The following is a 24,993-nucleotide window of genomic DNA, read 5'->3' on the forward strand; positions in this document are numbered from 1 at the left end:
ATAACAAAATCCAGTTTAAAAACTCACAATTTTATTCCATAAGTAGTAAAATAGAAATCAAACAAAAACCAATATAAAACCATTCAAAACATTAGTACATATAAAACAATATTAAACGAAAGTTTAAATTTATATTTAGTTTAATTTGTCCAGTGGGCCTATTTTATTTATTTTAGTAGCCTAATTACAAACTCCCTTGAATAGCCGCAAGGAGAAAACACCTCCTCGCCCCTTCTTGAAACTATCCGTATTTCAAGAACCTGTACAATAAAGTCGTACCTCAAAAGGCAGATAAGCTGACCCTAATCTAACCACCCTAGTTCTAGCACGCACTTACACACCTTATAGTACACAATTTCAATTACTTAACTTAAACAATCGCTTATGAAAAAACTATTTACACTCATTGCGTTCTTTGTGGTTAGTATTGCATTTGCTCAAAATGTAACAATCACAGGAACCGTGACTGATGGAGAGACAGGCGAGCCTCTTCCAGGAGCCAATATCTTGGTAAAAGGCCAAGCTTCAGGCACAATTACTGATTTAGATGGTAAATATTCCATTTCCGTTGCTGAGGATGCGACATTAGTCTTCAGCTTTATTGGATATACCTCTCAGGAAATAGCAGTTGGCAGCAATAACGTTATAGATGTGGCCTTAACTGGCGCCTCTTTGGATGAAGTTGTCGTTGTCGGCTATGGTACACAAAAGAAGAAAAACCTAACCGGTGCAGTGGGAACATTATCAAGTGAAGATATTGGAAGTCAAAGTGTTACCAGTGCCGCAAATGCCCTTTCTGGCCGTGTTTCAGGTGTTCAATTGATCCAAGGATCTGCCCAGCCAGGTAATGACGCTCCCTCTATTCAGATCAGGGGTATCGGTACTGTAAGAACTTCTGTAGAAGGACAAAACAGTGATTCTGCGCCATTGGTATTGGTAGATGGAGTTCAATCCACCCTTAATGATGTACACCCTAATGATATCGAAAGCTTCTCAGTTTTAAAAGATGCTGCCTCCGCTGCCATTTACGGTGCCAGAGCAGCCAATGGAGTTATTCTAGTGACTACCAAAAGAGGTAAGTCCGGAAAGCCTAAAGTCTCTATCAACTCATATATGGCCTTCCAAAGTGCTACCACCACACCAGAAATGCTAAGCCCGTATGACTTTGCTCGTTTGAAGAACGAAGCACAAACCAATACCGGCAGACCTGAAGTTTACTCAGAAGAAGAATTGGATCTTTTCCTAAATGGTGGTGACTCCAGGTATTCTACCAAAGGTTTTTTTGAAGATGGATACCGCAAAGGGGCACCTCTTCAAAACCACTACCTATCTGTAACTGGCGGCACTGAATATGTTAAATACATGTTCTCTGCAGGTTTTCAAGACCAAGAAGGTATTGTTATCGAAACAGACTCCAAAAGATATAACTTCCGTTCAAATGTTGACGTAAAAGTTTCCGATAAAGTAAGAACGGGAATCAATATCTCTGGTAGTTTAACGGACAGTAATGAGCCGAACTATTCTGGATATGGTGTAACACAGCTTATTCGTGACATGATCAGAAAAGCACCACTATCCCCTCTCAGATATGATAATGCTATATTTCTTCTGGAAATGTGGTATTGGCAGGAAGAACCGACGGTGGCATCCACCCAATTGGCCTAGCCAAATATGGAGGCAATGACAACACCAAATACTATAGAGCTACGCCAAACCTTTACTTTGAACTGGAACCTATCAAAGACATGGTCTTCAGGGCCAACGGTTCCGTTTATGTACAGGACAGAAAACAAAGCTTCTTTAGAAATAAACTGACCGTATCTGACGGTGAAAGTGTCTTTACGGGAAATGGTCTAGGAGAATACCGTGAAACCGATTTATTGAGTACTACTTCGACCTTCGAGTTGACCGGTAGATATACCAAAACCATAGGTAAATCAACTATTGGCGGAATGTTGAGCTATACCAGCCAAGCTTATAGGCAAGACTTCCTTTCTGCAGGTAATGAGGGCTACAATAGCAATCTGCTGATAGAATTGGACGCTGCCTCCTTGAACCCGAGTGTTTCTGGTAATGCCAGCGAATGGGCACTGGAATCGTTCTTTGGCCGGATAAACTATGACTATGAAGGAAAATATTTAGCTGAAATAAATGTTAGATATGATGGTTCTTCCCGATTTGGAGAAAACAACAGATTTGGTACTTTTCCTTCCTTCTCATTAGGCTGGAATATGGACAAAGAAGCTTTTATGGCCAATTTGACAGAAGTCAATGAATTGAAATTAAGAGCCAGCTGGGGCCAACTTGGAAACCAAAATATTGGTAATTACCCAAGTATTGTAACGATCAATTTGGACCAACCATATGTCATCGGAAACTCTTTGGTAAGCGGAGCAGCAGCAAGGGCCCTGGCCAATCCAAACGTAAAATGGGAAACTACACAAACTTCTGACATCGGATTGGATGCGACCCTGTTTAATTACAAACTTTCGCTGACTGCAGATTATTATGTAAGAAAATCCCTAGATGTACTATTGAGCCCACCAGTGGTTGCTACTTTGGGTAACCTTACCCCACCTGTACAAAACCAAGGCGAAGTACAGAACCGTGGTTATGAATTTTCACTAAACTACTACGGAAACATCGGCAGCGAATTCCAATATTCCATTTCAGGAAACTGGTCACACAATGACAACAAGGTATTAAAGCTGGACAGTGAATTCCTTTCTGCCAATAAAGTACTGACCAAAGAAGGGTATCCTATTAACTCCTTCTATGGACATATCATCACTGGTATCTTCCAGTCAGATGCAGAAGCACAAGATTCTGAAACTTATGGTGTTCAGCCAGGAGGTTCTTTGGTAAGCGCTGGCGACTATATCTATGATGACACCAATGGTGACGGCGTGGTTGATGCTGCTGACCGAGTGATCATTGGTGACCCTAATATCAGAAACACGTTCGGCATGACCCTAACCGCAGATTATAAAGGATTTAATTTCCGCGTTCTATTCCAGGGAGTTTTGGGTAGAGATGTAGAGAATGGTGTTTATGGTACTGATGGATTAAGAGGGTTCAGTAATTTGACTACAGCCTTCTTGGACAGATGGACTCCTGAAAATACCGACACTGACATCCCTAGGGTAGCCACAGGTTACAAATACAACAATTCGTTATTTGTAGGACCTGCTATCAGTGCTGCCATCCTAGATGCTTCTTACCTTAGAATGAAACATATTGAATAGGGATACACCCTACCTGCCGAAACCATTTCCAAATTCGGTTTCTCCAATACAAGGGTTTATGTTTCTGGTCAAAACTTACTGACATTCACCAAATTTGTCGATGGATTTGACCCAGAAGATGCGGTTACTTTCAACAATGTAAACGACAGTTACCCGCAAGCCAAATCTTTCACCATGGGTGTTAATCTTTCATTCTAAATCTAAAAAGTGAAAATCATGAAAAAATATATTGCATTTATTCTGACAGCTCTATGTTTGGGATGTGCTGATTTAGAACGTTATCCACTTAATTCAATCGGCGCACCTGAATTTTGGGCGACTAGTGACGATGCCATTTTAGGTATCAACGGCGTCTATAATGTCCTTGCTCATAACCATATGTACAGGGATTTCATGAGGCATTCTGATGCATTGGTTGACAATGCCTACTCTCAGTATTCCTTTAATTATTATCTTGAAATCAGTGAAGGAAGGGGCTTTGATGCTTCAAGTGTTTGGCCACTGAATTTCTGGAGAAAATCTTATGAAGGCATCGTTAGGGCAAATGAAGTTTTGCTAAACGTTCCAGAGATTCAAATGGAAGAAGAAACCAAAAGCAGAATTTTGGGAGAAGCGAGTTTCTTGAGAGCTTTGTTTTATTTCCACCTGACCAATCTTTATGGAGACGTTCCTTTGATTTTGACCAAGCAAACTATTGCAGAATCAATGGTGGCCAGAAACCCTAAGTCAGAGGTACTTACGCAGGTATTGGCGGACCTTGATTATGCCATGAATAACTTACCTTCATCTTATGGTCCTTCTAATATTGGCAGAGTGACCAAAGGTGCTGCCATTGCCTTGAAATCAAGAGTCTATCTGTACAATAAAATGTACAGTGAAGCAATACAAGCGGCCAATCAAGTCTCTGCCCTAGGCTATGACCTATTACCTACAGCAAACTACAAGGACATGTTCTTGCCTGCTTTGGAAAACAACAGCACTGAATCGATTTTCGAGGTGCAGTTTTTGGGCAAAACAGGTACAGCAGGAGTAGGAAGTGCCTTTAATGCCAGTTCTGGAGCTATTCCAGCTTTTGGCGTTCCTCCTTACTCTCCATTACAGGAATTGGCTGACGTATATGAAACTGGAGACATCAGAAAGAACATCACGATTCTTCAAGAAGGTCAGACATTCGCAGGAGAAGATTTTGACCCAGTCAGATCCGAAACAGGCCTTGCCTTGATCAAAGGAGTAATTGAAGATCCTTTGATTACTGATGACGGAGATGCCAATTTCGTTGTCATTAGATATGCTGAGATCTTACTGAACTTGGCAGAAGCTGAAAATGAACTAAACGGTCCAACAGCCATTGCCTATGATGCCGTAAACAAAATCAGAAACAGAGCAGGCCTGGATGACCTTCCTGCCGGTTTGACCAAGGATCAATTGAGAACAGCCATCAAAAAAGAAAGAAGGCTGGAACTTGCATTTGAAGGACATTACTATTTTGATATTTTGAGATATGGAGCAGCAGATTTGCAAGCTTCAATGGAAAATGTCACTAGTGTAGTTGGTCATGAAAGAGTTTATGATGACAAACTTTTGATGTGGCCAGTTCCTCAAAATGAAATCAATATTGATGGAAATTTACTACCGCAAAACACCGGTTGGTAAACTTCAAAAAGTTGATATAAAAGAAAAGCACATCGGAAATCCGATGTGCTTTTTCTGTTAATTAACCCACATGATGATCTTATTGCGCTCCCATCATTCCTCCATTATCTCCCCCACCACCTTTAAGGTCTTCATTTTCGATGGATTTCTTTTTACGACGAGGCGCCACACTCATTTTTCCAAATCTATAACTGAAATTGATCTTGAAATTCATATTACGCATGATATTGGTACTGTTCTGAATAATGGTTGGTGAAACTATTTCATTTTTCATTTTGAATTCTGAGGTGAAAAAGTTCTCTGCTCCAAATCCAACACTTCCTTTTTTCTCTGCAAACTGCTTATTAATATTCAAACCATATATTCCAAAACCACTATCGTATCCTTGAAGATTGACCCTACGTCCTCTGGCAAAGGTAAATGCCTGCAACACCCAACTGTCTGTGATATTATAGTTACCAAACATACGTCCACTTACCACAAAACCTTCATTGGAAGCATTATAAAGTGGATTTCCCACATTATTGTCGATCATGGTATAATAGGAATCCACTCCACCATTGAAAGATAACTTATTGGACACATTTATATTGGCAAACAGGTTTATACCTATGGATTGTTCACTACCAATATTTTCGTAAGTGGTATAGATCACTCCATCATCCTGAACTGTACGAAGGGGCTGGATAGATCCATTGGTATTTCTAAAGAAGGTAGAGATATTGATACTCGTTGCATTGAGATAAGTGCTATAGGACAATTCATAATTGTCTGTATACTCTGGATCCAAAAGCGGATTACCCTGCGAAATTTGCGTTGGGTTTGAACTTTGAATATTCGGGTTCAAAAACCGAAGTGAAGGCCTTTGGATTCTACGGTTATAGGCGGCCTTGATCATATTGCCACTTTTCAGCTTCCGGCTCAAATTAACACTTGGTACCAAAACCCCATAATTAGGTATTTCTCCCTCTACTTCTCCACTTTTAAAATCAGCATTGATCGTCGTATATTCATATCTCACACCAGCCTTTGCAGTATAGTGTTTAAGGAAGCCTTGAGTAAAGGACAGATAACCTGCAGTCACATTTTGATCATAATCAAAAACATTGCTGTACTGAGCATTATCACTTTCCAAGTATTCTCCATCAGCTCCATCAGCAGTAAAATAAGCATAATCACTATTAACCCTTCTAAGAATATTTTTGGCACCATATTCCAAAATTTGGTTTTCTCCATCCCCTAAAGGCGTCACATAATCCACCTGAACCGTAAACTCTTGATTGTTACTGGCATTTTCATTCTTGATTCTGGACTCCACATTTTCAAAGTTCCCATCCAAAAGAGCCTGTACAAAATCATTAGTTCTATTATTTCGGCTATAAAGGGTCATAATGCTAAACTCCTTCTGCGGTTTTTCAAAGGTCTTGGTATAATTTAAGCTGATATCCACCGTATTGGAAAGATCTTCTGTATTTACCCTTCTCATCAGGGCATTGACCAATTCATCATCTAGATAATTCTCAGTCAATAAGTTATCCTGCTTGGTATCCCTATTGAACATCCCAAAGTTCACCGATGCGGCCAACCAATTGTATTTGTCTATTTCATAGTCCACTCCAAAATTATACCTGCCCATAAGCATATTGTTTCGCGTATCAGAGCTCTGGATAATATTGGAAATCGATCCATCCGGATTGGTTACACGCTGATTATTCTCAAAACCTCCTTTGATATTATAACCTGCTCGACCAAATCCCCCCAAATTAAATCCCCACTTGCCTTTTCTAGCACTGGCATTTAAACCCAAGTTGGAGCCTCTCATACCTGCACTGGTATTGATACTCAAGGATGTACCTTGTAGATTATTTTTCTTGGTCACTATATTGATCACCCCACCGGAGCCTTCTGCATCATACTTGGCAGAGGGAGACGTGATGACTTCTACGGACTTGATTTCATCAGCTGGAATTTGTTTTAGCGCATCCGCTATACTACTGGCTGACATGGTGGAAGGCTTATTGTCGATCAATACAACCAGATTATTACTTCCCCTCATGGACACATTTCCATCCAAATCAACTGATAACATCGGCACCCTTCTCAGTACATCTGTAGCATCGCCACCTACAGTGGTTTTATCATTTTCCGCATTGTAAATTGTCCTGTCCACCTTTTCTGTGATCAATTCACGCTGCCCTTGCACGGTCACCTCCTCCAGAGAAACAGACTCCTCTTCCATATCTATTTCTCCCAAATTGACCAATTTCTGACCTGCTTTTACGATTATATTTTCATTAACATAGGGGGCAAAACCCACAAAGTTAATTTTAAGCCTGTATTTTCCTGGCTTAAAACCAGTAATAAAAAATTTACCTTCATCATCGGCAACACCCCCAGAAATATTCTTTTCAGAAGTTGATTCCAAAAGCATCACGGTAGCATAGGCCACAGGATCGCCGGAAGAGGACTCCACCACCGTTCCTGTGATTTGGTAATTAGCTTCTTTTGAATCATCAGCAGTCTGTGCATAGCCTGTAGGCCTAACTGATATCAAAATCAAGCTTAAAAAACACAAAGTTTTTAATAGAGAATTCATGAAATTAAGATTAAATGGTAAAGTTATACAATATTAAAATTGGTGGTTCAAGAGTATCTTCTGGACACTATTCAAAACTAAAGTAGATTGAAATACTTGTTTATAAAAAAGCGATAGATGGTAAGGGTGACTTTATCGACAAATGGGCAAATTCACTAGATAAACCGTTTAAGTCAACATCCACATGCCAGCTAATGGACCAAAAGCCCAAATTCATGGGCAAATCCTTCCAATTGGCAGATTACCATTTCTTGTTTTAAGAAGTTTGTTTTATGTTTAAATTGAAATAAGAAGCTAAATGCATGAACCAATCACCTGTTTTTCATAAAAACCTATCATTCCTTATCCATATATTGCTATGGGCGGTAGTGGCTGCTACCCTATTTTTACTTGGGCCGCTATCATGGAAAACCACCCTCCCTACAGAATTTTGGTGGCGGCAAGTATTGTTCCTATCTCTTTTGGTGGGCCTGTTTTATTTCAATAAAGATATTCTCGTACCAAAAATACTTTTCAACGGTAAAATAGGAATATTTATTATTTTCAGCATTGGACTATGCTTCCTGCTGATGTACCTGATCCAGTACTTTGAAAACAGTATCAATCTACCCGAATTAATGCATAGGGCATTTCACCCTGATGATGACAAACCTTATGTACAAAAGAAGGAATTTATCAACCTTTTCATTCTACTCGTATTCTTCTTAGGCTTGGGTACCAGTACCAGTGTGGCTGCTGTACAAAAATGGCAATCTGACGAGGCTTTGAGGAGGCAATTGGACCAGCAAAGGATTAATTCAGAACTCTCCTACCTAAAGGCCCAGATCAATCCCCACTTCTTTTTCAACACCCTAAACAATATCTACTCCCTTACCAATATTGATGTGGAAAGAGCCCGTATCGCATTGCATAAGCTATCCAGAATGATGCGTTATGTGCTATATGAAACCGAAAAGAACCAAACCTTACTCAGCAAAGAAATCAATTTTATCAAAGATTTTATTGAACTGATGAAACTACGAATTTCCCAAAAGGTAAAAGTGGAACTGGATATTCAAGAAACAGTAGAGGACAAGGTTATTGCTCCCATGCTATTCCTGCCTTTTGTGGAAAATTGTTTTAAGCATGGGATAAGTGCTAAGCAAGACAGCCAAATCTATATCAGTGTAAAGCAATCCAAGAATGAACTGACCCTAAAGACCTGTAATAATATCATTCCAAAAAACCCCAATAGTCCGGAAAACAACTTGAAAGGAATAGGGTTAAACAATACCAAAAGGAGGCTTTCCTTACTTTATAATCAGCAATATGAATTATCTATTGATGATCAAAATCCTGAAAATGAATATCGTGTAACCTTGAAAATCAATCTGGCATGAAGATCAAATGCATAGCCGTAGATGATGAACCTTTGGCACTGGAGCTTATTTGTAGCTTTATAGAGCAAACCAGCTTTTTATCCTTGGAGGCCAAATTTGAAAATGCCATTGATGCGCTGGCCTTTGTACATAGCCATGAAGTGGACCTCATTTTCCTGGATATTCAAATGCCGGATCTTTCTGGAATGGAGCTCGCCAGGGTACTGGACAGCAACAAACAAGGAAATACTGCAAGAATTATTTTCACCACTGCCTATAACCAGTTTGCCATAGAGGGATATAAGGTAGATGCCATGGATTACCTTCTGAAGCCTTTTAGCTATGAAGAATTCTTAAAATCCTGCACAAAGGCCTATCATTACTTCGAATCAAAATCATCACCAACCGGAGGAAACCCCGATAGTGCCCAACAGAATTACATCTTTATCAAAGTGGAATACCAATTGGTGAAAGTGATGCTAAAAGACATCTTATATGTGGAAGGTTACAAAGATTATGTCAAGGTACACCTGGCTGATAAATCAGCTCCACTACTCTCATTGACCAGCCTTAAAAACATGGAAGAAATACTTCCAGAAAACCAGTTTATGAGGATCCACCGATCGTATATCATTTCCTTGGACCATATTCATTCCATCACAAAAAACTCCGTCAACATCAATAACACGACCATTGCAGTCAGCGAAAACTATAAAGACAACTTTCTTCAATTTGTAAACAAGTGGATTGGTTAATCTTAAAAATCTTCGGGCCGGTCATTTCTTTTTTACAGGGATTCAAGCTATTTTAAAACCATGCAAACCAATTATATCCCTTAGCCACATAAAATATGACAGAAGTTCAAAAAACATATATGCAAATGGCTATCCGCCTATCTAGATCAGGGATGAATACAGGTAAGGGCGGTCCTTTTGGTTGTGTAATCGTGAAAGACGGAATTGTTATAGGACAAGGCAATAACCAAGTCCTCAGCACCAATGACCCCACAGCACATGCAGAAGTTGTGGCCATTAGAGAAGCATGCAAAAATCTCCGATCCTTTCAATTAGATGGTTGTGAAATTTACACCTCTTGTGAGCCCTGCCCGATGTGCTTAGGAGCGATATACTGGGCAAGGCCCAAACAGGTCTTTTATGCCAACACCCGTCAACAAGCCGCAGATGCTGGCTTTGATGATGACTTTATATATCAGGAATTGCCCCTTCCTCCCCAAGAAAGAAAAATCCCCATGCAACATTTCCCAGACGAAGAAGCCTTAAAGGTTTTTGGAGAATGGTACGATAATGAAAACAAAAAAGTATATTAAGGCTTGACTTAATTAAGTCTGTTAGGATATTCTCAATTAAATTACTTCTCCCTAACCAGCTTTTTCTGGTATTTCTCTCTAATCACTTCCTGTACAGGCCTTCCCTGAATCTTACTTTCCAGCCAAGATATGATATCCAAGTATAAAAAGGCCCGTTTTTCGTATGGATGGTTTTCATATTGAAGCAGGTTATCCCTAAGCTCCATAAAAGCTGATTTTAATTGATAATCATAAATTCTATTCAAGTTCCTGACGAAGTTGATCATCTCCTGTTGCACCAAGTGCAAATCCTGCATTTTTATCAAAAACTTATAGACCGTTTTTATTTGATGCTCTAGATTATCATCCAAGCCCTCTTCATAACTGGCTATGAGCTTTAGGATATGGGCAAAGCACTGCAAATCTTCCCTCAAACCATCCCCTTTATGATCTATCACTTCATTCAAATGCTGTATAGCATGGATATTATCACCCCCTCCAAAATACAAACAGGCTATCTTATAATGTAATACGATCACATGGTGCACATCCAGTTTATCTTCCAATAGGGCCATTTCCTTCAGAAGCGGCGGAACCACGGATTTTACTCCTCCGCTGAAATCCCCTGTCAGAAAATGGTAATTGATACTATTGGAATAATAATAGAGAAATGCCAAAACCCTACAGTTATCATCCATTTTAAAGTCATCATTCTCCAAGCTATCCTTAAACTGCTCAAAGACCTCTGTGAATCGATCATAATGCTGCAGATAAAAAAGGGTATCCAATAGATAATGATAGGCCTTAAGATAATTCCCAGTAGCCACCTTTTTCATATGGGGATGCTCTTCATAAAGTCCTACCCAGCGATGCGCCGCCCTAAAACACAAAGGAAAATCCTGCAAAATATGGTAAAACCAAACTTGCGCCTGAAATAGATATAACTTCTCATAAAAATTAAGTTCTTCCATATCATATTCAGGCATGTTTTTCAGATAATAAGCTTCTACTAGCTTTTTATCAAACTCATCTTTCACATGTCCCACCTTTAAATAGAGTCCATATAACTGTAATGACAGATTACTGAATGAGTTTTTTTGCGAAGCACTCTTGGCCAAATTTTTAGCTTCATTGGCAAGGATCTCCGCCCTATCCCGCATACTTCGAGTGATATGTTGGGATTCTATCACTTTCTCTAACTCCACTATCCTAAGCATAATGGTATCCAGAAAATACTTTTCGGCTATATGCTTTGCTTTGGCCAATAACCTTAAACTTTGTTGATAAAGCCCCTTATTGTATAAAATCCTAGCAAAATCAATCTGTTCATTCAACTGTAGCTCCACATTCTGATCAGCATAGATCAACCTAAGACTGACCAAAATCTGTTTGTATAAATGAGACTTCATATTAGCCAACTGCTTCTTGGTAACCGGAGCTTTCTTCAAGAGATAAACCTCATCGTAAACCTCCATCTTATCCATAGTGTCAAACAGTTTAACAAACTTCGCATTTTCATTCGCTCCAAAGCGCTTTGCATAAAGTTTGAACCCTCGCTTCTCTGATGTACTTAAAGACTTAATTAAATTAAAAACAATATCTTTTCCTCTTTCTAACTTCATACCATTTTTACACATAAAAAACTGTTTATCAATTATTTATGTTATAAACTATAAGATTGAACATTGGACAAATATAATTAATAGAATTTATATTCAAACCATTAGATTTTACTTTAGATTTTAGATAAAAACAACACGTTATGGATAAACAACAAGTACTGATCTTTGATACCACCCTAAGGGACGGAGAACAAGTCCCAGGCTGTAAGTTGAACACCCCTCAAAAAATCGAAATTGCCCAAAAACTCGAGCAACTCGGAGTAGATGTAATTGAGGCTGGTTTTCCTATTTCTAGCCCAGGGGATTTCAAATCAGTTGTGGAAATCTCTAAAAGTGTATCAGAACCTATTATTTGCGGACTTTCAAGAGGTGTTCAAAAGGATATCGAAGTGGCTGCTGAAGCCCTTAAATATGCTAAAAGACCTAGAATCCATACTGGAATCGGAACTTCTCCTTCACATATAAAATTTAAATTCAAAAGTACTCCAGATCAAATCCTCGAAAGAGCTGTGGCAGCCGTAAAGCATGCCAAAAAATTCGTGGAGGATGTTGAATTCTATGCCGAGGACGCTGGCAGAACGGACAATGAATACCTTGCACTAGTCTGCGAAGCGGTCATCAAAGCTGGTGCTACTGTACTGAATATCCCTGATACCACTGGTTATTGCTTACCTGATGAATATGGTGCAAAAATCAAATACCTTACTGACAATGTAGTGGGTATAGAAAATGTAATCATTTCTGCCCATTGCCACAATGACCTTGGTTTGGCTACTGCCAATGCCATATCTGCAGTCATGAATGGCGCAAGACAAATCGAATGTACCATTAACGGTATTGGAGAGCGTGCGGGTAATACTTCCCTTGAAGAAGTTGCCATGATTATGAAACAACACCCAAGGTTGGATGTATATAATAATATCAACTCCAAATTGCTTAACCCTGTGAGTAAATTGGTTTCAGAAAGAATGGGAATGATCGTGCAACCTAACAAAGCCATTGTCGGATCTAATGCCTTTGCCCACTCTTCAGGAATCCACCAAGACGGTGTGATCAAAAACAGAGAAACTTATGAAATCATTGATCCAGAAGAAGTAGGCGTTCACGAATCAATGATTGTACTTACCGCTAGAAGTGGTCGCGCTGCATTAGCATTCCGTGCCCATAAGATCGGTTACAGCTTGACCAAATTACAGTTGGATGAAGTGTATCAACTGTTCTTGGAACATGCCGACCTTAAGAAGGAAATCACTGATGATGATTTGCATGAAATCATGAAAGTGGCTAAACTTTCTGGAAAAGTAGAAGCTTAAGATTTACTTTAAAGCCTATTCCCATTAAAAATTGCTTCTAAAGGGAATAGGCTTCTGTTTTATACACTGCCTGGAATATATCATTCTAGAATAGAAGAAATATTTATCCATAAAAAACCAGACCGTTTAGACGGTCTGGTTTTTTTATTTTACATAGAAAGCGTATTACCTTCTCCCTCCTGCTTTTGGCATCAAATTTCCCAAGGCACGTTGGGCACCGCCCATTTTGTTCATTTGCTTCATCAGTTTTCTCATATCAGAAAACTGTTTCATCAAATTGTTCACCTCTTGTATAGACCTTCCACTACCCTTGGCAATTCTTCTCCTTCTTCCTCCATCAATCACATCAGGATTCTCACGCTCCAAAGGTGTCATACTTCTTATAATCGCTTCTATTGGTTTGAATGAATCATCATCAATATCCAATCCTTTGATCGCTTTTCCCATCCCAGGGATCATCCCCATCAAATCTTTCAAGTTACCCATTTTCTTGATTTGCTCAAGTTGGGAAAGGAAATCATCAAAGTTAAACTGATTCTTACGGATTTTCGCATTGATCCTTTTGGCTTCATCCTCATCAAAAGACTGCTGAGCACGCTCCACCAAGGAAACAACATCTCCCATCCCTAAGATTCGCTGGGCCATACGATCCGGGTAGAAAACGTCCAGGTTTTCCATCTTCTCACCTGTAGAGATAAATTTGATTGGTTTATCTACTACGTGACGGATAGAAATGGCCGCACCACCACGGGTATCACCATCCAATTTGGTCAATACTACCCCATTGAAGTCTAATCGCTCATCAAAGGTCTTAGCTGTGTTGACAGCATCTTGCCCCGTCATGGAGTCCACCACGAATAAGGTTTCAGCAGGGTTTAGATGTTTCTTCAATTCGGAAATTTCATTCATCATCTGCTCATCCACTGCCAAACGACCAGCTGTATCAACGATTACAGTTTTCTTTCCGTTTTTCTTGGCATATTCGATGGCTTTTGAAGCAATCTCCAAAGCATTTTTATTTTCCGGCTCCGCATAGACCTCCACACCAATCTGCTCACCCAAAGTCTTCAACTGTTCAATCGCAGCTGGTCGGTAAATATCACAAGCTACCAATAACACCTGTCTCCCCTGCTTCTTAAGGTGACTGGCCAATTTCCCCGAAAAAGTGGTTTTACCAGAACCTTGAAGACCAGAAATCAATATCACACCAGGATCTCCGCTAAGGTTGATATCCTCCTTTTTGCCGCCCATCAATTTGGTCAGCTCTTCCTGAGTGATTTTCACCAATAACTGCCCAGGAGAAACAGAGATCAACACATCCCTACCTAAAGCTTCCGTCTTAATAGTATCGGTAACTTCCTTGGCCACTTTATAGTTAACGTCAGCATCAATCAAGGCTCTTCTGATCTCCTTAACCGTACTGGCAACATTGATCTCTGTGATTTTACCCGTCCCTTTGAGGGTCTTAAATGCCTTATCTAATTTATAACTAAGATTATCAAACATGTGTCTTATTCTTCTATTTAGTGCAAAAATACAATAATTTAATTTTTTTTGAAGTCATGGCTCTTTTATTCTCAATTTCTTATCAATGTATCCAGCCCCTTTTAATGTGCATTTGACAATAGGTAAAACGTTACAGCATTTTATCCAGAATATTTAAATATATACCTTCGATATTTCTGCATTTTATTTACAGATTAACTCAAAAAATACCCTAATCACGGTATTTTATTTTTTAATTAATTATTGTACATTAGTCTTACTGTTTCACTTTTTTCAATCAAACAAAGTAATTATACTTTACTTTTAATTTTTAATCCTAAAAGAAAGCCGCCGGATAAAACCAGCGGCTTTTTTTTGCATTAAAAACAAAAAAGAGGCTGTCTCAAAACAAGAGTTAAAAAAGTGGGACAGTCGATTTTAGCCAATAGAGGCCGATTTTCATTAATCGGCCTCTATTTTTTTTTGACTTACGGTCAATTCAGCTCTAGGTTCTTTGTTCTGAAGCGACAGTTTAAACTTGGGGATCAGAGGGTTTCTGAACTTAAAAACGGCGTCAGCTCCTTCTTACCCGGCCATTTTTGCCAGGTTGTGGGCGATGGCAATCAATCCGGTTTCAATTGCTACTTTTTCGGCTCCTCTTAACATAAACCTTGCTCTCCCTTTGTTGTGTTTGAAGTCTGCAAATACCGGTTCCACATCGGTGGCCCGTTGCCTTCTTTTCTGGATACCCTGCTCAGAGGTGAGTCGTTGTCTTGCCCTTGTCTTCTGTTGTTGTAACCTGGTGTTTACCCTGAGGGATTTGTTACCGGTCCCGGGTCTACAACTAGCAGCCAGTGGGCAGTCCTTGCAATTTTGGGCTGTATAGTGCCGGTAATGCTGGACAAAACCGGTTGAGGTTTTTCTGGTACTTTCCCAACAGGGTTCCATCGCCTGTCCCATCGGACAGATGTAGTGATCTTTCTGTGGATCGTAATACAGGTTGTCCAGCAAGCCATGGACTTTCTTTGATTGGGATTCCTGACGGAGTTCTTTGTGGAAGGTGTTGTACTTGACGTAAGCTTCGATCTGGTTCTGCTCCAGAAAGCAATAGTTCTCTTCACTTCCGTATCCAGCATCTGCTGTACAACAGGAAGGGTAGAATCCGTAATGCTGATGGTACTGCTGTAGATGAGGCTTCAGGGTTAAGGTATCATTGGGATTGGGATGCAGGGAATAGTTGACCACGAACCGTCCGTGGGTGCTGAGTTGAAGGTTGTAGGCAGGTTTGAGCTGGCCATTTCTCATATGGTCTTCCTTCATCCGCATGAACGTGGCATCCGGATCGGTTTTGGAATAACTGTTCCGTCCAGCCAGTACTTCCTCTTTCTGGGCATATTCTTCCAGTTTGGCAGGCCAGTTCTTTTGGGCATAACCCAACTTCTGTTTCACCTTCTTGTCAACGGCTTTCCCTTCCAGCGCCTGATTGATCTTTTCGATGGTTCGGGAAACTTTCTCTGCACTCGGATTCACAAAGTCGGGTTCTTCTGTCCCCAACTCAGCGGAGGCTACCGAACCGGCATAGTTCCAAAGTTCCTGAAGCTGGGAACTGATCCGTTCCTTGCTCTTTTTAATCGCCTTGCCCCAGACAAAGGTGTAGCGGTTGGCATTGGCTTCGATCTTGGTCCCATCGGTGTACACTTCTTTGATGTCCAAAAGTCCTTCTTCATGCAGCAACAGCACCACTTGGGCAAAAATATCACCAATCACATCCCGGAGACGTTCTGAACGGAACCGATTGATTGTATGGTGATCGGGACGCTGCATTCCGGCAAGCCACATGAACACAATGTTCTCCCGGACCGCTTTTTCAAGCTTGCGGGAAGAATAACAGTTCTCTAAATATCCATAAACCAACACCTTTAACAACATCTTGGGATGATAGCTGCTGGATCCGTTCTCTGAGTATCGACCATACACCTCACTCAGATCTATCCGCTCAATGATCTGGTGAACAACACGGCCTGGATGGTGGGCGGGAATCAATTCCTCCAAACTGGGAGGAAGAAACATCAGTTGGTTGGGATTGTAGTCTTTAAAAGCTACATTTAAGTCTTGTTTTTGCACACCTCAAAATAACATTTTTGAGTTAAACAAGAAAGGCTAGCCGAGAAATCGACTAGCCTTTTAAACTATCTACTTTTGAGACAGCCTCCTAAATTGTTCCCAAACAATTTTAACTCAATTTTTCAGGAAGTAAACACCCTTAGTTTACATCCCAGAACAACTTGTTGGTCAACTTGTCCTTACTCTGTACTTTGGCATAATTTTCTGTATTATACGTCTGCTCAGACCCTGGATACATCCAACGGTCCGGAGGAGTACTTTGCTGGTTAGAGTTATCTACCCAGAAATCAAGATCCAATTTCTTAAGTCTTCTGATTTCTGTCCAGTTTTCATTAGGCTGCACTACATTATAGTGTAACCACTTCTGCTCTGCAATCAAGGTCAACTTATCATCCATTGTAGAGGCAGCATCCCAAGAAACGGACTCCATTGCCAGATAAGCGTTGATCGATTCTTCTGTAGGTACTACAGGATCTGTAGCAATAGTATTATTAGATATACTTCTTAAATACTCATAGAAGCCAACCGACTGCTTGATAGCCGCTTCATAGTGTGTTTTTGCCATCGCTTCCTGACCTTCCTTTAAGTAATATTCTGCTGCTATTAAATTCACTTCAGAAGCAGTCATGATTACTCCAGGGAAATATTGGTTTCTACTTAAGGTAGAGCGGTTATAGATAGACAGGGTCAAAGATTCTATCAAAGCATTTTGCGCAGAAGCATCCAATAATGGGTCAAGACCTAAATACTGCCCATTTGCCTTTTCTCCAGTCTCAAACAAGTAAGTCAACCTTGGATCTTCATTATTTACCATATGATCCAAAATTGCTTTACCAGCAATATTGCCATCCCAACTTTCCAATCCATCTCTGAATTGATTTACCCCCATTAAGGTTCCTAAAGTATGGATCTTAAACAGGATATTGCTATCATTATCCGTCACTACTGGGTAGTCAGCTGGACTGGATAGAATCTTCTCAATCTCCGTTTCTGCTCTTTCACTAAATGTACTGTTTCCACTCACCCTTGTCAGCATTCTTAATCTCAAAGAGTTGATATATTTTACCCAAAGATTGATATTGCCACGGTTAACCAAATCTTGCGTCCTAAAAACTTCTTTAGTCGCATTGCTCAATTGTAAATCAGGCAATTCGTCAGCAAAAACAGCTAAATCATCCAACATCTTGGTATAGATATCCTCAGCATTATCATATGCAGGATACGAATTTGGATAATCGCCCTCATTGGTGCTCAGCATAGCAGCCTCACTCCAAGGGATATCACCATAGAGATCCACCATTTTCTGTGTGCGGTCATAAAAATAAGCCGCGGCTGTAATCATAAATACGCGGTTATTCTCCTTTTCCAAGTCCGACAAACCCGCATATACTTTCTGTAATTCGCGGTATTGGGCCATAAAATTATAATAAGCATCCCAACGCTCACTTACAGCTGCAGAACCCGGCACATATTGATTTTCCACATTTACCCAGCCCGTAACCTGGCTATAACGGTTGGATGTAATCCTATTGACCACAAAATAATCTCCATAACCGGGCAATACATATAGTCTGTTGGAATGAATCATTCCAGTAAACTGTTTTCCAACGGTAGTTTCGGCAAGTTTGGAAGGATCTGTATAATTATCTTCAAAATCCGAGATAGAACAGCTTGCCATGCTACCTATCAGAAGTGTTCCTATTAATAGTCGATTGATATTCATGTCTTAAATATGAGTTGTTCTTAAATAACTTTTAGAATTTAGCCCTTAACATTACACCAAATGTCCTAGTAGCAGGGTTAGTTCCTGCACTGGTCAATGTCTGCGTCCATCTAGACCCCCCAGTCATTACCTCTGGATCCAAGTCCTTGATACTTCTGTATAGGAAGAATAAGTTTCTACCAAAGACAGAAATATTTACATTGGACGCTCCGATTTTTTCAGTAATATGATTCGGAACAGTATAACCCAAAGACAATTCCCTCATTTTAGCATAGTTATTATCTTTTACATACAATTCATATCTTGACTGGCTATATTGAGGACCACCCCAGTTATAGGTTTGATTATAATAATATGCTTGAGATATCACATTGGTATTGGCTTCCCCATCTGCTGTAACACCATCCATCAACATACCATCATGATAAACAGTCTCTCCATTAGGTCCTTGAACTGTGGAATGAGGAACCTGAATTCCAGTAGTCTTGATCACCTCTCCCTCATCATTATATGTTATTTCCTGATAGTAGGCCAAACCTCCTCTTTCTTCATTCATATAGTTCAAGCTTTCCTCAGTCAAACCTCGGCTGATCATCCAGTTGATACCAGTGGGCATTACACTACCACCAATTTGGAAGTCGATTACTGCTGACAAATTGAAGTTTTTATACCTGAAGTCATTGATAAAACCACCTACTGCATCAGGCATCGCGTTTCCAGTCTTGATCCAGTTTTCACTGTCAATTTTATAAAGTCCATTTGGTTGAACAATTTTATTACCATCAGCATCAGTGGCTATAGGTCTAGTATAAAAATCACCCATTGGCTGACCTACTACCGAACGAAGCTGAGCAGCATTGCCATCATAATCTGCGTGCAACAATTCCGTAGCACCATTGGCCAATTTCTCTACCTTATTGACGTTTCTCGCCACATTCAAGATCGCATTCCAGCCAAAGTCCGCACTTTCCATGATGGCACCATTCAATGATACTTCTACACCTTGGTTTCTCAAGGTACCGATATTCGTCAATATTGACTTGGCACCTGAAGATGAAGGTAAGGTCAAAGGCAGGATTTGGTCACGGATCTGTGCATTATAATAAGAGATATCTAATCCAAAACGGTTATTGAAGAACCTTGTATCCAAGCCAAATTCAAATTCGTGCTTTTGCTCTGGTCTGATCTCATCATTACCAAAAGCCGAAGGCATGAAGGTATAAAGCACATTAGAACCACCTGGTTGCTGCTCCCCTAAAGAGTTTTGTGTGTAGGCAATATTCGCCTTGTAGATATCAGGATAATTACCCACGATCCCCCAAGAACCTCTTAACTTAGAGAAAGTAATGAATTCTGGTAAAACAATGGCATCCGAAATAGCAAAACTGGAATTGACAGATGGATACACAAAAGTATTATTATTGGGGTTCATGGTAGAAATTCTATCTCTACGGATAGTACCTTCCACAAACCACACACCTTTATAATCCAAATTCACAGTACCCAAAGCCGCATCAATGACCCTATGTGTCCTAACAGAGCTATTGTTAGGGATATTGGCTGAAGCTACCACATCAAAAAGGTTTTCGGTGGTCAAACCACCAGCAGTACTTCTAGCAATGCTACTCATGCTTTCCTTTCTTGCTGTATATCCCGCCATTGCGCGCAAAGTAACTTCATCAGTCAACTTTTTACGGTAATTCAACATCACATCTCCATACAGAATGCTGTAAAGTTCTGTTTCCATGCCAAAATAACCTGAAGGACCAAAATCCAACGGTCTTTCAGTAGCTCTCGCATCCTCAGAATAACGGTTAGTAAAATCGGTAGAAATACGGGCTCTTAAATTCAAGTCTTCTGTAATATCAATATGGTTGGTCAAACTACCAATCACACGATTACTCAATTCTGAATATTGGTATTTATTCACTCTCCAAACATAATCGGCAATGTCTGACAAAAATCCATTACCAGATATATTTTCGTCTGGTGTCAAACTCTGACCTGTACCTGTAACAAAGCGATAGCCCAAGCTGGTCTGATACCTATCAAGATACCATGCACCATTGTCAAAACGCGTCATCATTCCAGTAAAGTTGTTGATCATTCGGTCAACTGAATAAGGACGGTTTTTGGTGTTTTGATTGATATAGTTAATCATCAAATCCGTCTTAACCCTTTTACTCACCTGATAAGATGAATTAAGGTTAACAATGTTCTTACTGTTTTTGGAATTCAAACTCAAGGCCTCATTGTCCTGACGGGTCAATGAAAGACGGAAACTTCCCTTATCATTGGCATTGGAAATCGCCACGTTTACCTGAGAACTCACTGGATTATTAAATAAGGCTGCGTAATTATCCTCTTGAGCCACATAAGGCCTAGATACACCGTCCCATGCCAACATTGGCTCGCCATCGAATTCTGGTCCAAAATTGTTCGTAGTATTGGGTACAGTCCTAACACCATCTTCCGTATAGTTGAACCCATCTGCCGACTGACCATAATCATAAACGTGAGCTGGTGCGCCCGGTCCACGTACATTTTGATACCTTGGCAAATAGGCAATCTTGTCCACGGTATAATTGGCATTGAAGTCCACACTCATGCCATTTTTTCCGGCCGTACCTTTTTTGGTAGTGATCAAAACCACACCATTTACCGCTTCAGAACCATAAAGCGCAGCAGCAGATGCACCTTTTAGAATAGAAATATTATCAATATCTGCAGGGTTAATATCCAAAAGTCCGTTCCCTCTTAGTCTTTGGTCTTGTGAGTAAGAGTTATTGGTTACTTCTTCGTTTCGGATAGGCACGCCATCCAATACGATCAAAGGTTGGTTTTTACCAGTAATGGAGTTAATCCCACGTACTTGAATATTAACCGCTGAAGTGGCACCACCGGCACCGGTTTGAATCCTTACACCAGGTGCTTTACCATATAAAGCTGAAGCTACGTTAGGCGTACCCACTTTCACCAATTCATCGGATTTAACCGTGGTAGTTGCATAACCTAGAGCCTTTTGCTCCTTGGCCATACCAAAAGCAGTTACTACATATTCGTCAAGCGCAGCAGCTTCTTCTTCCAAAACAATGTCGAATTCTGTCTGATTGCCAACTGAAATCGTTTGCGAAGTAAAACCAAGAAAAGAGATAACCAAAGTAGAATTGGCAGGTACATCTAAAGTAAACTTACCGTCCAAATCAGTAATGGTACCAACGCTTTTTCCTTGGATGGTAACAGCGGCGCCAGGCAATGGTTCTCCATTACTGTCCTTTACGGTTCCTTTAATAGTGATATCAGCTTTGTTGATACTGATAACATCATTAAAAACGGGAGCATTTTCTAATACATTTGCCGAAGCATGTCCAGAAAACACCAGACCTACCAGCATACTCTGGGCTAGTAAGACCTTACTTTTCCTCGTGAAAGGCAAATTGGGTTTAGTTTTTCGGGTAATTAGTTTTTTCATATTTAATTGTTTAGATCAAAGAGTTGTCCATTGAGATAATTTCAAATACGCATCAATTAATTTTTAATACCATTCTCTATAGCACGCCATAAAGACTTCAAACCTGGAATAAACCAGTAACCGGAAACACAAAACCATTGTCCTTTCAAGTTTTTTAGATTAACAAAATCCTAAACTAATTACCTGATTAAAAACAATAATTTAACATTTCATATAGCACTTATTAAAATATTTTAACACCACCAAAGTAGAAAGATATTTCATTGATTCAAAAATAATTTTCAAAATGTTTGCGCACACACTATAATTGTTTGCGCACACATAAAAACAAAATAAAAGTCAAGTTTATGTGAAAAGGGCATTATTTTAAGATTTATTAACTTTTATTCATTTTTATTCCCTGCCTGTTAATTTTTTGCTTGCCTTTAAAAATTAAAATTGACAATTTGACAATTCAGCAGTTTCACAAAATCTAATACCTTTCAGTATTGTATAGTGACGGATTAAAAAAAGTCCTTAAATTCATTAAAATGTATTTCACCCTAAATCCAAATTCACCGAAAATCAAGAATGGAGAAAAATAAAATAATCAGGATCAAAGATATTGCTAAATTATCGGGTGTCTCCGTTGGTACGGTAGATAGGGTAATTCATAAAAGAGGCAAGGTATCGGATGAAGCCCGTAAAAAGGTGGAGAAAATCTTGAAAGAAATCGACTACACCCCAAACCTTCTCGCCAAGACCTTAGGCTCAAATAAGACCAATAAAATAGCAATACTGGTTCCTCATCCTGAGGAAGATCCTTATTGGAAACTCTCCTTGGACAACCTTGATGCTGCCAAAAAAGAATGGCAACCCTACCAAATGCAAATAGAAACGTATTTCTTCAAATTAAATGATGAGCAATCATTTAAAAAGGCTGCCAAAAATGTACTGAAGAATAAACCGGACGCCATCATTAGTGCCCCTATTTTCCTTAATGTGGCCTTGGATTTTTTTAATGAAATAGAAGACCTTGGAATTCCCTATGTACATTTTAACACCATGATCAATGGCGTTTCTCCTCTTGCCTTTATTGGACAAGACCTATATCAAAGTGGACAATTGGCTGGTTCTTTGATAGCCCTGTCTACACCATCACCTTCAGGAACTGTAGCCATCCTGCACATTAGTGAAAAAGTCCAGCACTCTGTTCACTTTATTGAAAAAGAAAGGGGATTTAGGGATTATTTCAAGGAGCATCAATTCAATAAAATGGAGGTGGTATCTATAATTATTGAGGGTGATGATATGAAATCTTTTGAATCCAAACTAGTAGAGGCCATTAAATCCAATGATATCAAGGGATTGTTTATCCCTACTTCCTCGGGAGCCAAACTAACCGCTAATATTATTAGTAAATACAAGCTTCCTAATATTTGTATAGTAGGATATGATTTATTGAAGGAGAATATAGAATTATTAAAATCAGGTCAGATTAATTTTCTGATCAACCAAAACCCAAACAAACAAGTCAATAGGGGGATTTACCACCTTGCCAATCATCTATTATTCAAAAAAGAACCGCCAAATTTAGAACTCTTTCCCCTAGAAATAATCACCAAACATAACCTCGACTCTTATATCAAATCCAATCTCCATTAAGCCTTACCATGATTTAGAATTTTCTTTAAGTTGGAATGACCTGGAAATATTAAAGCCAAAGTGGATGTCTCCATCCCAAAAATTCCCTGTAGTACCTGGTAGAAACCCCGTTTCTGTCATCGATTGGGCATTGGTCAGCTGAAGCTGAAAAACATGACCTCCAGTTTCAATATCAAAACCAATGGCAAAAACATTATACGAGTCATTATCCTTATTGGGATTGATGCGGTAATAGTACTCCAAATTCAAAGAGGTCCGCTTAGTGAGCTTAAAGCTGCCTCCTGCCCCTAAGGCAATAAGGTCATTTTTGTCCTCCCTGCTCGGCACTAAATTTTGATGGACATAGCTCGGCATCAACTGCAGAGAAACATGTTCCGAAAACTTTCTAGCCATCAATAATTGATGGGCATAAGAAAGCCTTCTTTGAAAATTCAGAGGTAGCTCGGGCCTTTTAAAAGTATTTATAGCCATGCTGGAATACCAGGTCAAAGAAAGGGGAATACTTTTACTTCCCGATTGCTGCTGCATCAAATTATATTTTACAAAACCATCATAAACCTTTTGGAACGAATTTCTTCCAATACCCAAGGTCATACGATCAGTAAAAGCATATTCCAAACCCAGCCTAATATTGGCCTCATCCAAACCAAAAAAATTATAAGCACCTGAATTCAACCTACCAAAGCGATGGGATATCATAAAATCAAGGTTTCCCGCACCCCTGGTCATGATACTATGACCATTGATCAACCGTGTTCCTTTAAATGTTCCCAAAGCAACATCTTTCATAGGTGGGGCTTCTTGCTTTAACTGCTCTAACAAACTGTCCTGTGCCATTACATGCGTCAACTGGCCAAAAACACCAAAAAAAAATGTTCCTAACACCAAACAAACTACTTCTAAATTTTTCATCCTTCTACAAATTTAAAATAAACAGTGACCTCCACTTCCTCTGCAATTTTCTGAAACAAAATTTTGGGAATGGCTATGTTATAATCCACCAAAACAATGGGAAAAACAGCTTTCATCATTATTGCTTCTCCTTTTTTCTCAAATGTCCCCACTTCCTCCATTTCCTGGCTTTCTCCATGGATGGACATGGTCCCCTTGACCCGTACTTCTTGTTCACCTGATTTTCCCAAGTCATAGTCCATCACCTTACCTTCAAAAGTCGCTCTTGGATATTTTTCGGACTCCATGAAGTTTTCATTAAAATGTTCTTGCATCAGTGATTTGGCAAATCGAAAGCCCTTGATTTGAACCACAAATGCTATGGCACCATTCTCACCATTGAACACACCTATAACTTCCTCATTTTTTGCCTTGATATCCTCCAAGGGAGCGCTGGAGAAAAAGCTGACTTCTGAAGACTCCGTTCGAAATGCTTGTCCATATATTGGAGAGGCAATCAAGCATAACATCATGACGATTAAATTAGCTTTCATGACCATT

16 protein-coding genes are annotated in these 24,993 nt (G+C 39.6%); 8 read left to right on the forward strand and 8 right to left on the reverse strand.

Annotation, left to right across the window (positions count from 1 at the left end):
* The first annotated feature begins 384 nt into the window (after nucleotides 1-384).
* The 3 genes from KZP23_RS23075 (at nucleotide 385) to KZP23_RS20460 (ending at nucleotide 4,898) form a co-directional block, all read left to right on the forward strand.
* A complete protein-coding gene (locus KZP23_RS23075) occupies nucleotides 385-1,665 on the forward strand; it encodes a SusC/RagA family TonB-linked outer membrane protein (protein ID WP_262904749.1) in 1,281 nt (426 codons plus the stop codon).
* Nucleotides 1,623-3,245, forward strand: a complete 1,623-nt coding sequence (locus KZP23_RS23080; protein ID WP_262904750.1) for a SusC/RagA family TonB-linked outer membrane protein — start codon at nucleotides 1,623-1,625, stop codon at nucleotides 3,243-3,245. The genes KZP23_RS23075 and KZP23_RS23080 overlap by 43 nt, the downstream gene beginning before the upstream one ends.
* A 216-nt stretch (nucleotides 3,246-3,461) precedes the next feature.
* Complete coding sequence (locus KZP23_RS20460; protein WP_226333675.1) at nucleotides 3,462-4,898, forward strand: RagB/SusD family nutrient uptake outer membrane protein; 1,437 nt, start codon at nucleotides 3,462-3,464, stop codon at nucleotides 4,896-4,898.
* A 79-nt stretch (nucleotides 4,899-4,977) separates the two neighbouring features.
* Here the strand turns inward: KZP23_RS20460 and KZP23_RS20465 are convergent, their stop codons facing one another.
* Entirely contained in the window at nucleotides 4,978-7,494 is a 2,517-nt protein-coding gene (locus tag KZP23_RS20465; protein ID WP_226333676.1) for a TonB-dependent receptor domain-containing protein, read from the reverse strand.
* 302 nt (nucleotides 7,495-7,796) lie between these two features.
* Between KZP23_RS20465 and KZP23_RS20470 the strand changes: the two genes are divergently transcribed.
* The 3 genes from KZP23_RS20470 to KZP23_RS20480 all read left to right on the forward strand — a co-directional run bounded on the left by KZP23_RS20470 (nucleotide 7,797) and on the right by KZP23_RS20480 (nucleotide 10,179).
* Complete coding sequence (locus KZP23_RS20470) at nucleotides 7,797-8,873, forward strand: sensor histidine kinase (protein WP_226333677.1); 1,077 nt, start codon at nucleotides 7,797-7,799, stop codon at nucleotides 8,871-8,873.
* Nucleotides 8,870-9,607: a LytR/AlgR family response regulator transcription factor gene (locus KZP23_RS20475; protein WP_226333678.1), complete on the forward strand. Its 738-nt coding sequence runs from the start codon at nucleotides 8,870-8,872 to the stop codon at nucleotides 9,605-9,607. The genes KZP23_RS20470 and KZP23_RS20475 overlap by 4 nt, the downstream gene beginning before the upstream one ends.
* 95 nt (nucleotides 9,608-9,702) lie before the next feature.
* Nucleotides 9,703-10,179: a nucleoside deaminase gene (locus tag KZP23_RS20480; RefSeq protein ID WP_226333679.1), complete on the forward strand. Its 477-nt coding sequence runs from the start codon at nucleotides 9,703-9,705 to the stop codon at nucleotides 10,177-10,179.
* Nucleotides 10,180-10,220: 41 nt separating this feature from the next.
* On the opposite strand, the gene KZP23_RS20485 is transcribed toward KZP23_RS20480, so the two are convergent.
* Nucleotides 10,221-11,780, reverse strand: a complete 1,560-nt coding sequence (locus tag KZP23_RS20485; RefSeq protein ID WP_226333680.1) for a hypothetical protein — start codon at nucleotides 11,778-11,780, stop codon at nucleotides 10,221-10,223.
* A 140-nt stretch (nucleotides 11,781-11,920) separates the two neighbouring features.
* Here KZP23_RS20485 and KZP23_RS20490 point away from each other — a divergent pair, with 140 nt between their 5' ends.
* Nucleotides 11,921-13,093: a 2-isopropylmalate synthase gene (locus KZP23_RS20490; RefSeq protein WP_226333681.1), complete on the forward strand. Its 1,173-nt coding sequence runs from the start codon at nucleotides 11,921-11,923 to the stop codon at nucleotides 13,091-13,093.
* A gap of 165 nt (nucleotides 13,094-13,258) precedes the next feature.
* Here KZP23_RS20490 and ffh read toward each other — a convergent pair whose 3' ends face one another.
* From ffh to KZP23_RS20510, 4 genes are all read right to left on the reverse strand, one after another.
* A complete protein-coding gene (ffh, locus tag KZP23_RS20495) occupies nucleotides 13,259-14,599 on the reverse strand; it encodes a signal recognition particle protein (protein WP_226333682.1) in 1,341 nt (446 codons plus the stop codon).
* A gap of 564 nt (nucleotides 14,600-15,163) precedes the next feature.
* Nucleotides 15,164-16,702: an IS1182 family transposase gene (locus KZP23_RS20500; protein ID WP_226333683.1), complete on the reverse strand. Its 1,539-nt coding sequence runs from the start codon at nucleotides 16,700-16,702 to the stop codon at nucleotides 15,164-15,166.
* Nucleotides 16,703-16,841: 139 nt separating this feature from the next.
* The gene (locus tag KZP23_RS20505; RefSeq protein WP_226333684.1) at nucleotides 16,842-18,425 is read right to left on the reverse strand and encodes a SusD/RagB family nutrient-binding outer membrane lipoprotein; all 1,584 of its coding nucleotides are present in this window, start codon (nucleotides 18,423-18,425) and stop codon (nucleotides 16,842-16,844) included.
* A gap of 31 nt (nucleotides 18,426-18,456) precedes the next feature.
* A complete protein-coding gene (locus KZP23_RS20510; protein ID WP_226333685.1) occupies nucleotides 18,457-21,897 on the reverse strand; it encodes a SusC/RagA family TonB-linked outer membrane protein in 3,441 nt (1,146 codons plus the stop codon).
* 570 nt (nucleotides 21,898-22,467) lie between these two features.
* Here KZP23_RS20510 and KZP23_RS20515 point away from each other — a divergent pair.
* Nucleotides 22,468-23,541 (forward strand): LacI family DNA-binding transcriptional regulator, encoded by a 1,074-nt coding sequence (locus KZP23_RS20515; protein ID WP_226333686.1) that lies wholly within the window; start codon nucleotides 22,468-22,470, stop codon nucleotides 23,539-23,541.
* 3 nt (nucleotides 23,542-23,544) lie between these two features.
* Here the strand turns inward: KZP23_RS20515 and KZP23_RS20520 are convergent, their stop codons facing one another.
* Nucleotides 23,545-24,453, reverse strand: a complete 909-nt coding sequence (locus KZP23_RS20520) for a DUF5777 family beta-barrel protein (RefSeq protein ID WP_226333687.1) — start codon at nucleotides 24,451-24,453, stop codon at nucleotides 23,545-23,547.
* Nucleotides 24,450-24,986 (reverse strand): YceI family protein, encoded by a 537-nt coding sequence (locus KZP23_RS20525; protein WP_226333688.1) that lies wholly within the window; start codon nucleotides 24,984-24,986, stop codon nucleotides 24,450-24,452. Before KZP23_RS20525 ends, KZP23_RS20520 begins: the two co-directional genes overlap by 4 nt.
* Nucleotides 24,987-24,993: the final 7 nt, after the last annotated feature.

The sequence above is a fragment of the Echinicola marina genome, assembly GCF_020463795.1.
Lineage (GTDB): Bacteria > Bacteroidota > Bacteroidia > Cytophagales > Cyclobacteriaceae > Echinicola > Echinicola marina.

Coding starts and splice junctions, on each gene's coding strand:
- KZP23_RS23075 (WP_262904749.1), top strand. CDS start 385: ATGAAAAAACTATTTACACTCATTGCGTTCTTTGTGGTTAGTATTGCA.
- KZP23_RS20460 (WP_226333675.1), top strand. CDS start 3,462: ATGAAAAAATATATTGCATTTATTCTGACAGCTCTATGTTTGGGATGT.
- KZP23_RS20465 (WP_226333676.1), bottom strand. CDS start 7,494: ATGAATTCTCTATTAAAAACTTTGTGTTTTTTAAGCTTGATTTTGATA.
- KZP23_RS20470 (WP_226333677.1), top strand. CDS start 7,797: ATGAACCAATCACCTGTTTTTCATAAAAACCTATCATTCCTTATCCAT.
- KZP23_RS20475 (WP_226333678.1), top strand. CDS start 8,870: ATGAAGATCAAATGCATAGCCGTAGATGATGAACCTTTGGCACTGGAG.
- KZP23_RS20480 (WP_226333679.1), top strand. CDS start 9,703: ATGACAGAAGTTCAAAAAACATATATGCAAATGGCTATCCGCCTATCT.
- KZP23_RS20485 (WP_226333680.1), bottom strand. CDS start 11,780: ATGAAGTTAGAAAGAGGAAAAGATATTGTTTTTAATTTAATTAAGTCT.
- KZP23_RS20490 (WP_226333681.1), top strand. CDS start 11,921: ATGGATAAACAACAAGTACTGATCTTTGATACCACCCTAAGGGACGGA.
- ffh (WP_226333682.1), bottom strand. CDS start 14,599: ATGTTTGATAATCTTAGTTATAAATTAGATAAGGCATTTAAGACCCTC.
- KZP23_RS20505 (WP_226333684.1), bottom strand. CDS start 18,425: ATGAATATCAATCGACTATTAATAGGAACACTTCTGATAGGTAGCATG.
- KZP23_RS20510 (WP_226333685.1), bottom strand. CDS start 21,897: ATGAAAAAACTAATTACCCGAAAAACTAAACCCAATTTGCCTTTCACG.
- KZP23_RS20515 (WP_226333686.1), top strand. CDS start 22,468: ATGGAGAAAAATAAAATAATCAGGATCAAAGATATTGCTAAATTATCG.
- KZP23_RS20520 (WP_226333687.1), bottom strand. CDS start 24,453: ATGAAAAATTTAGAAGTAGTTTGTTTGGTGTTAGGAACATTTTTTTTT.
- KZP23_RS20525 (WP_226333688.1), bottom strand. CDS start 24,986: ATGAAAGCTAATTTAATCGTCATGATGTTATGCTTGATTGCCTCTCCA.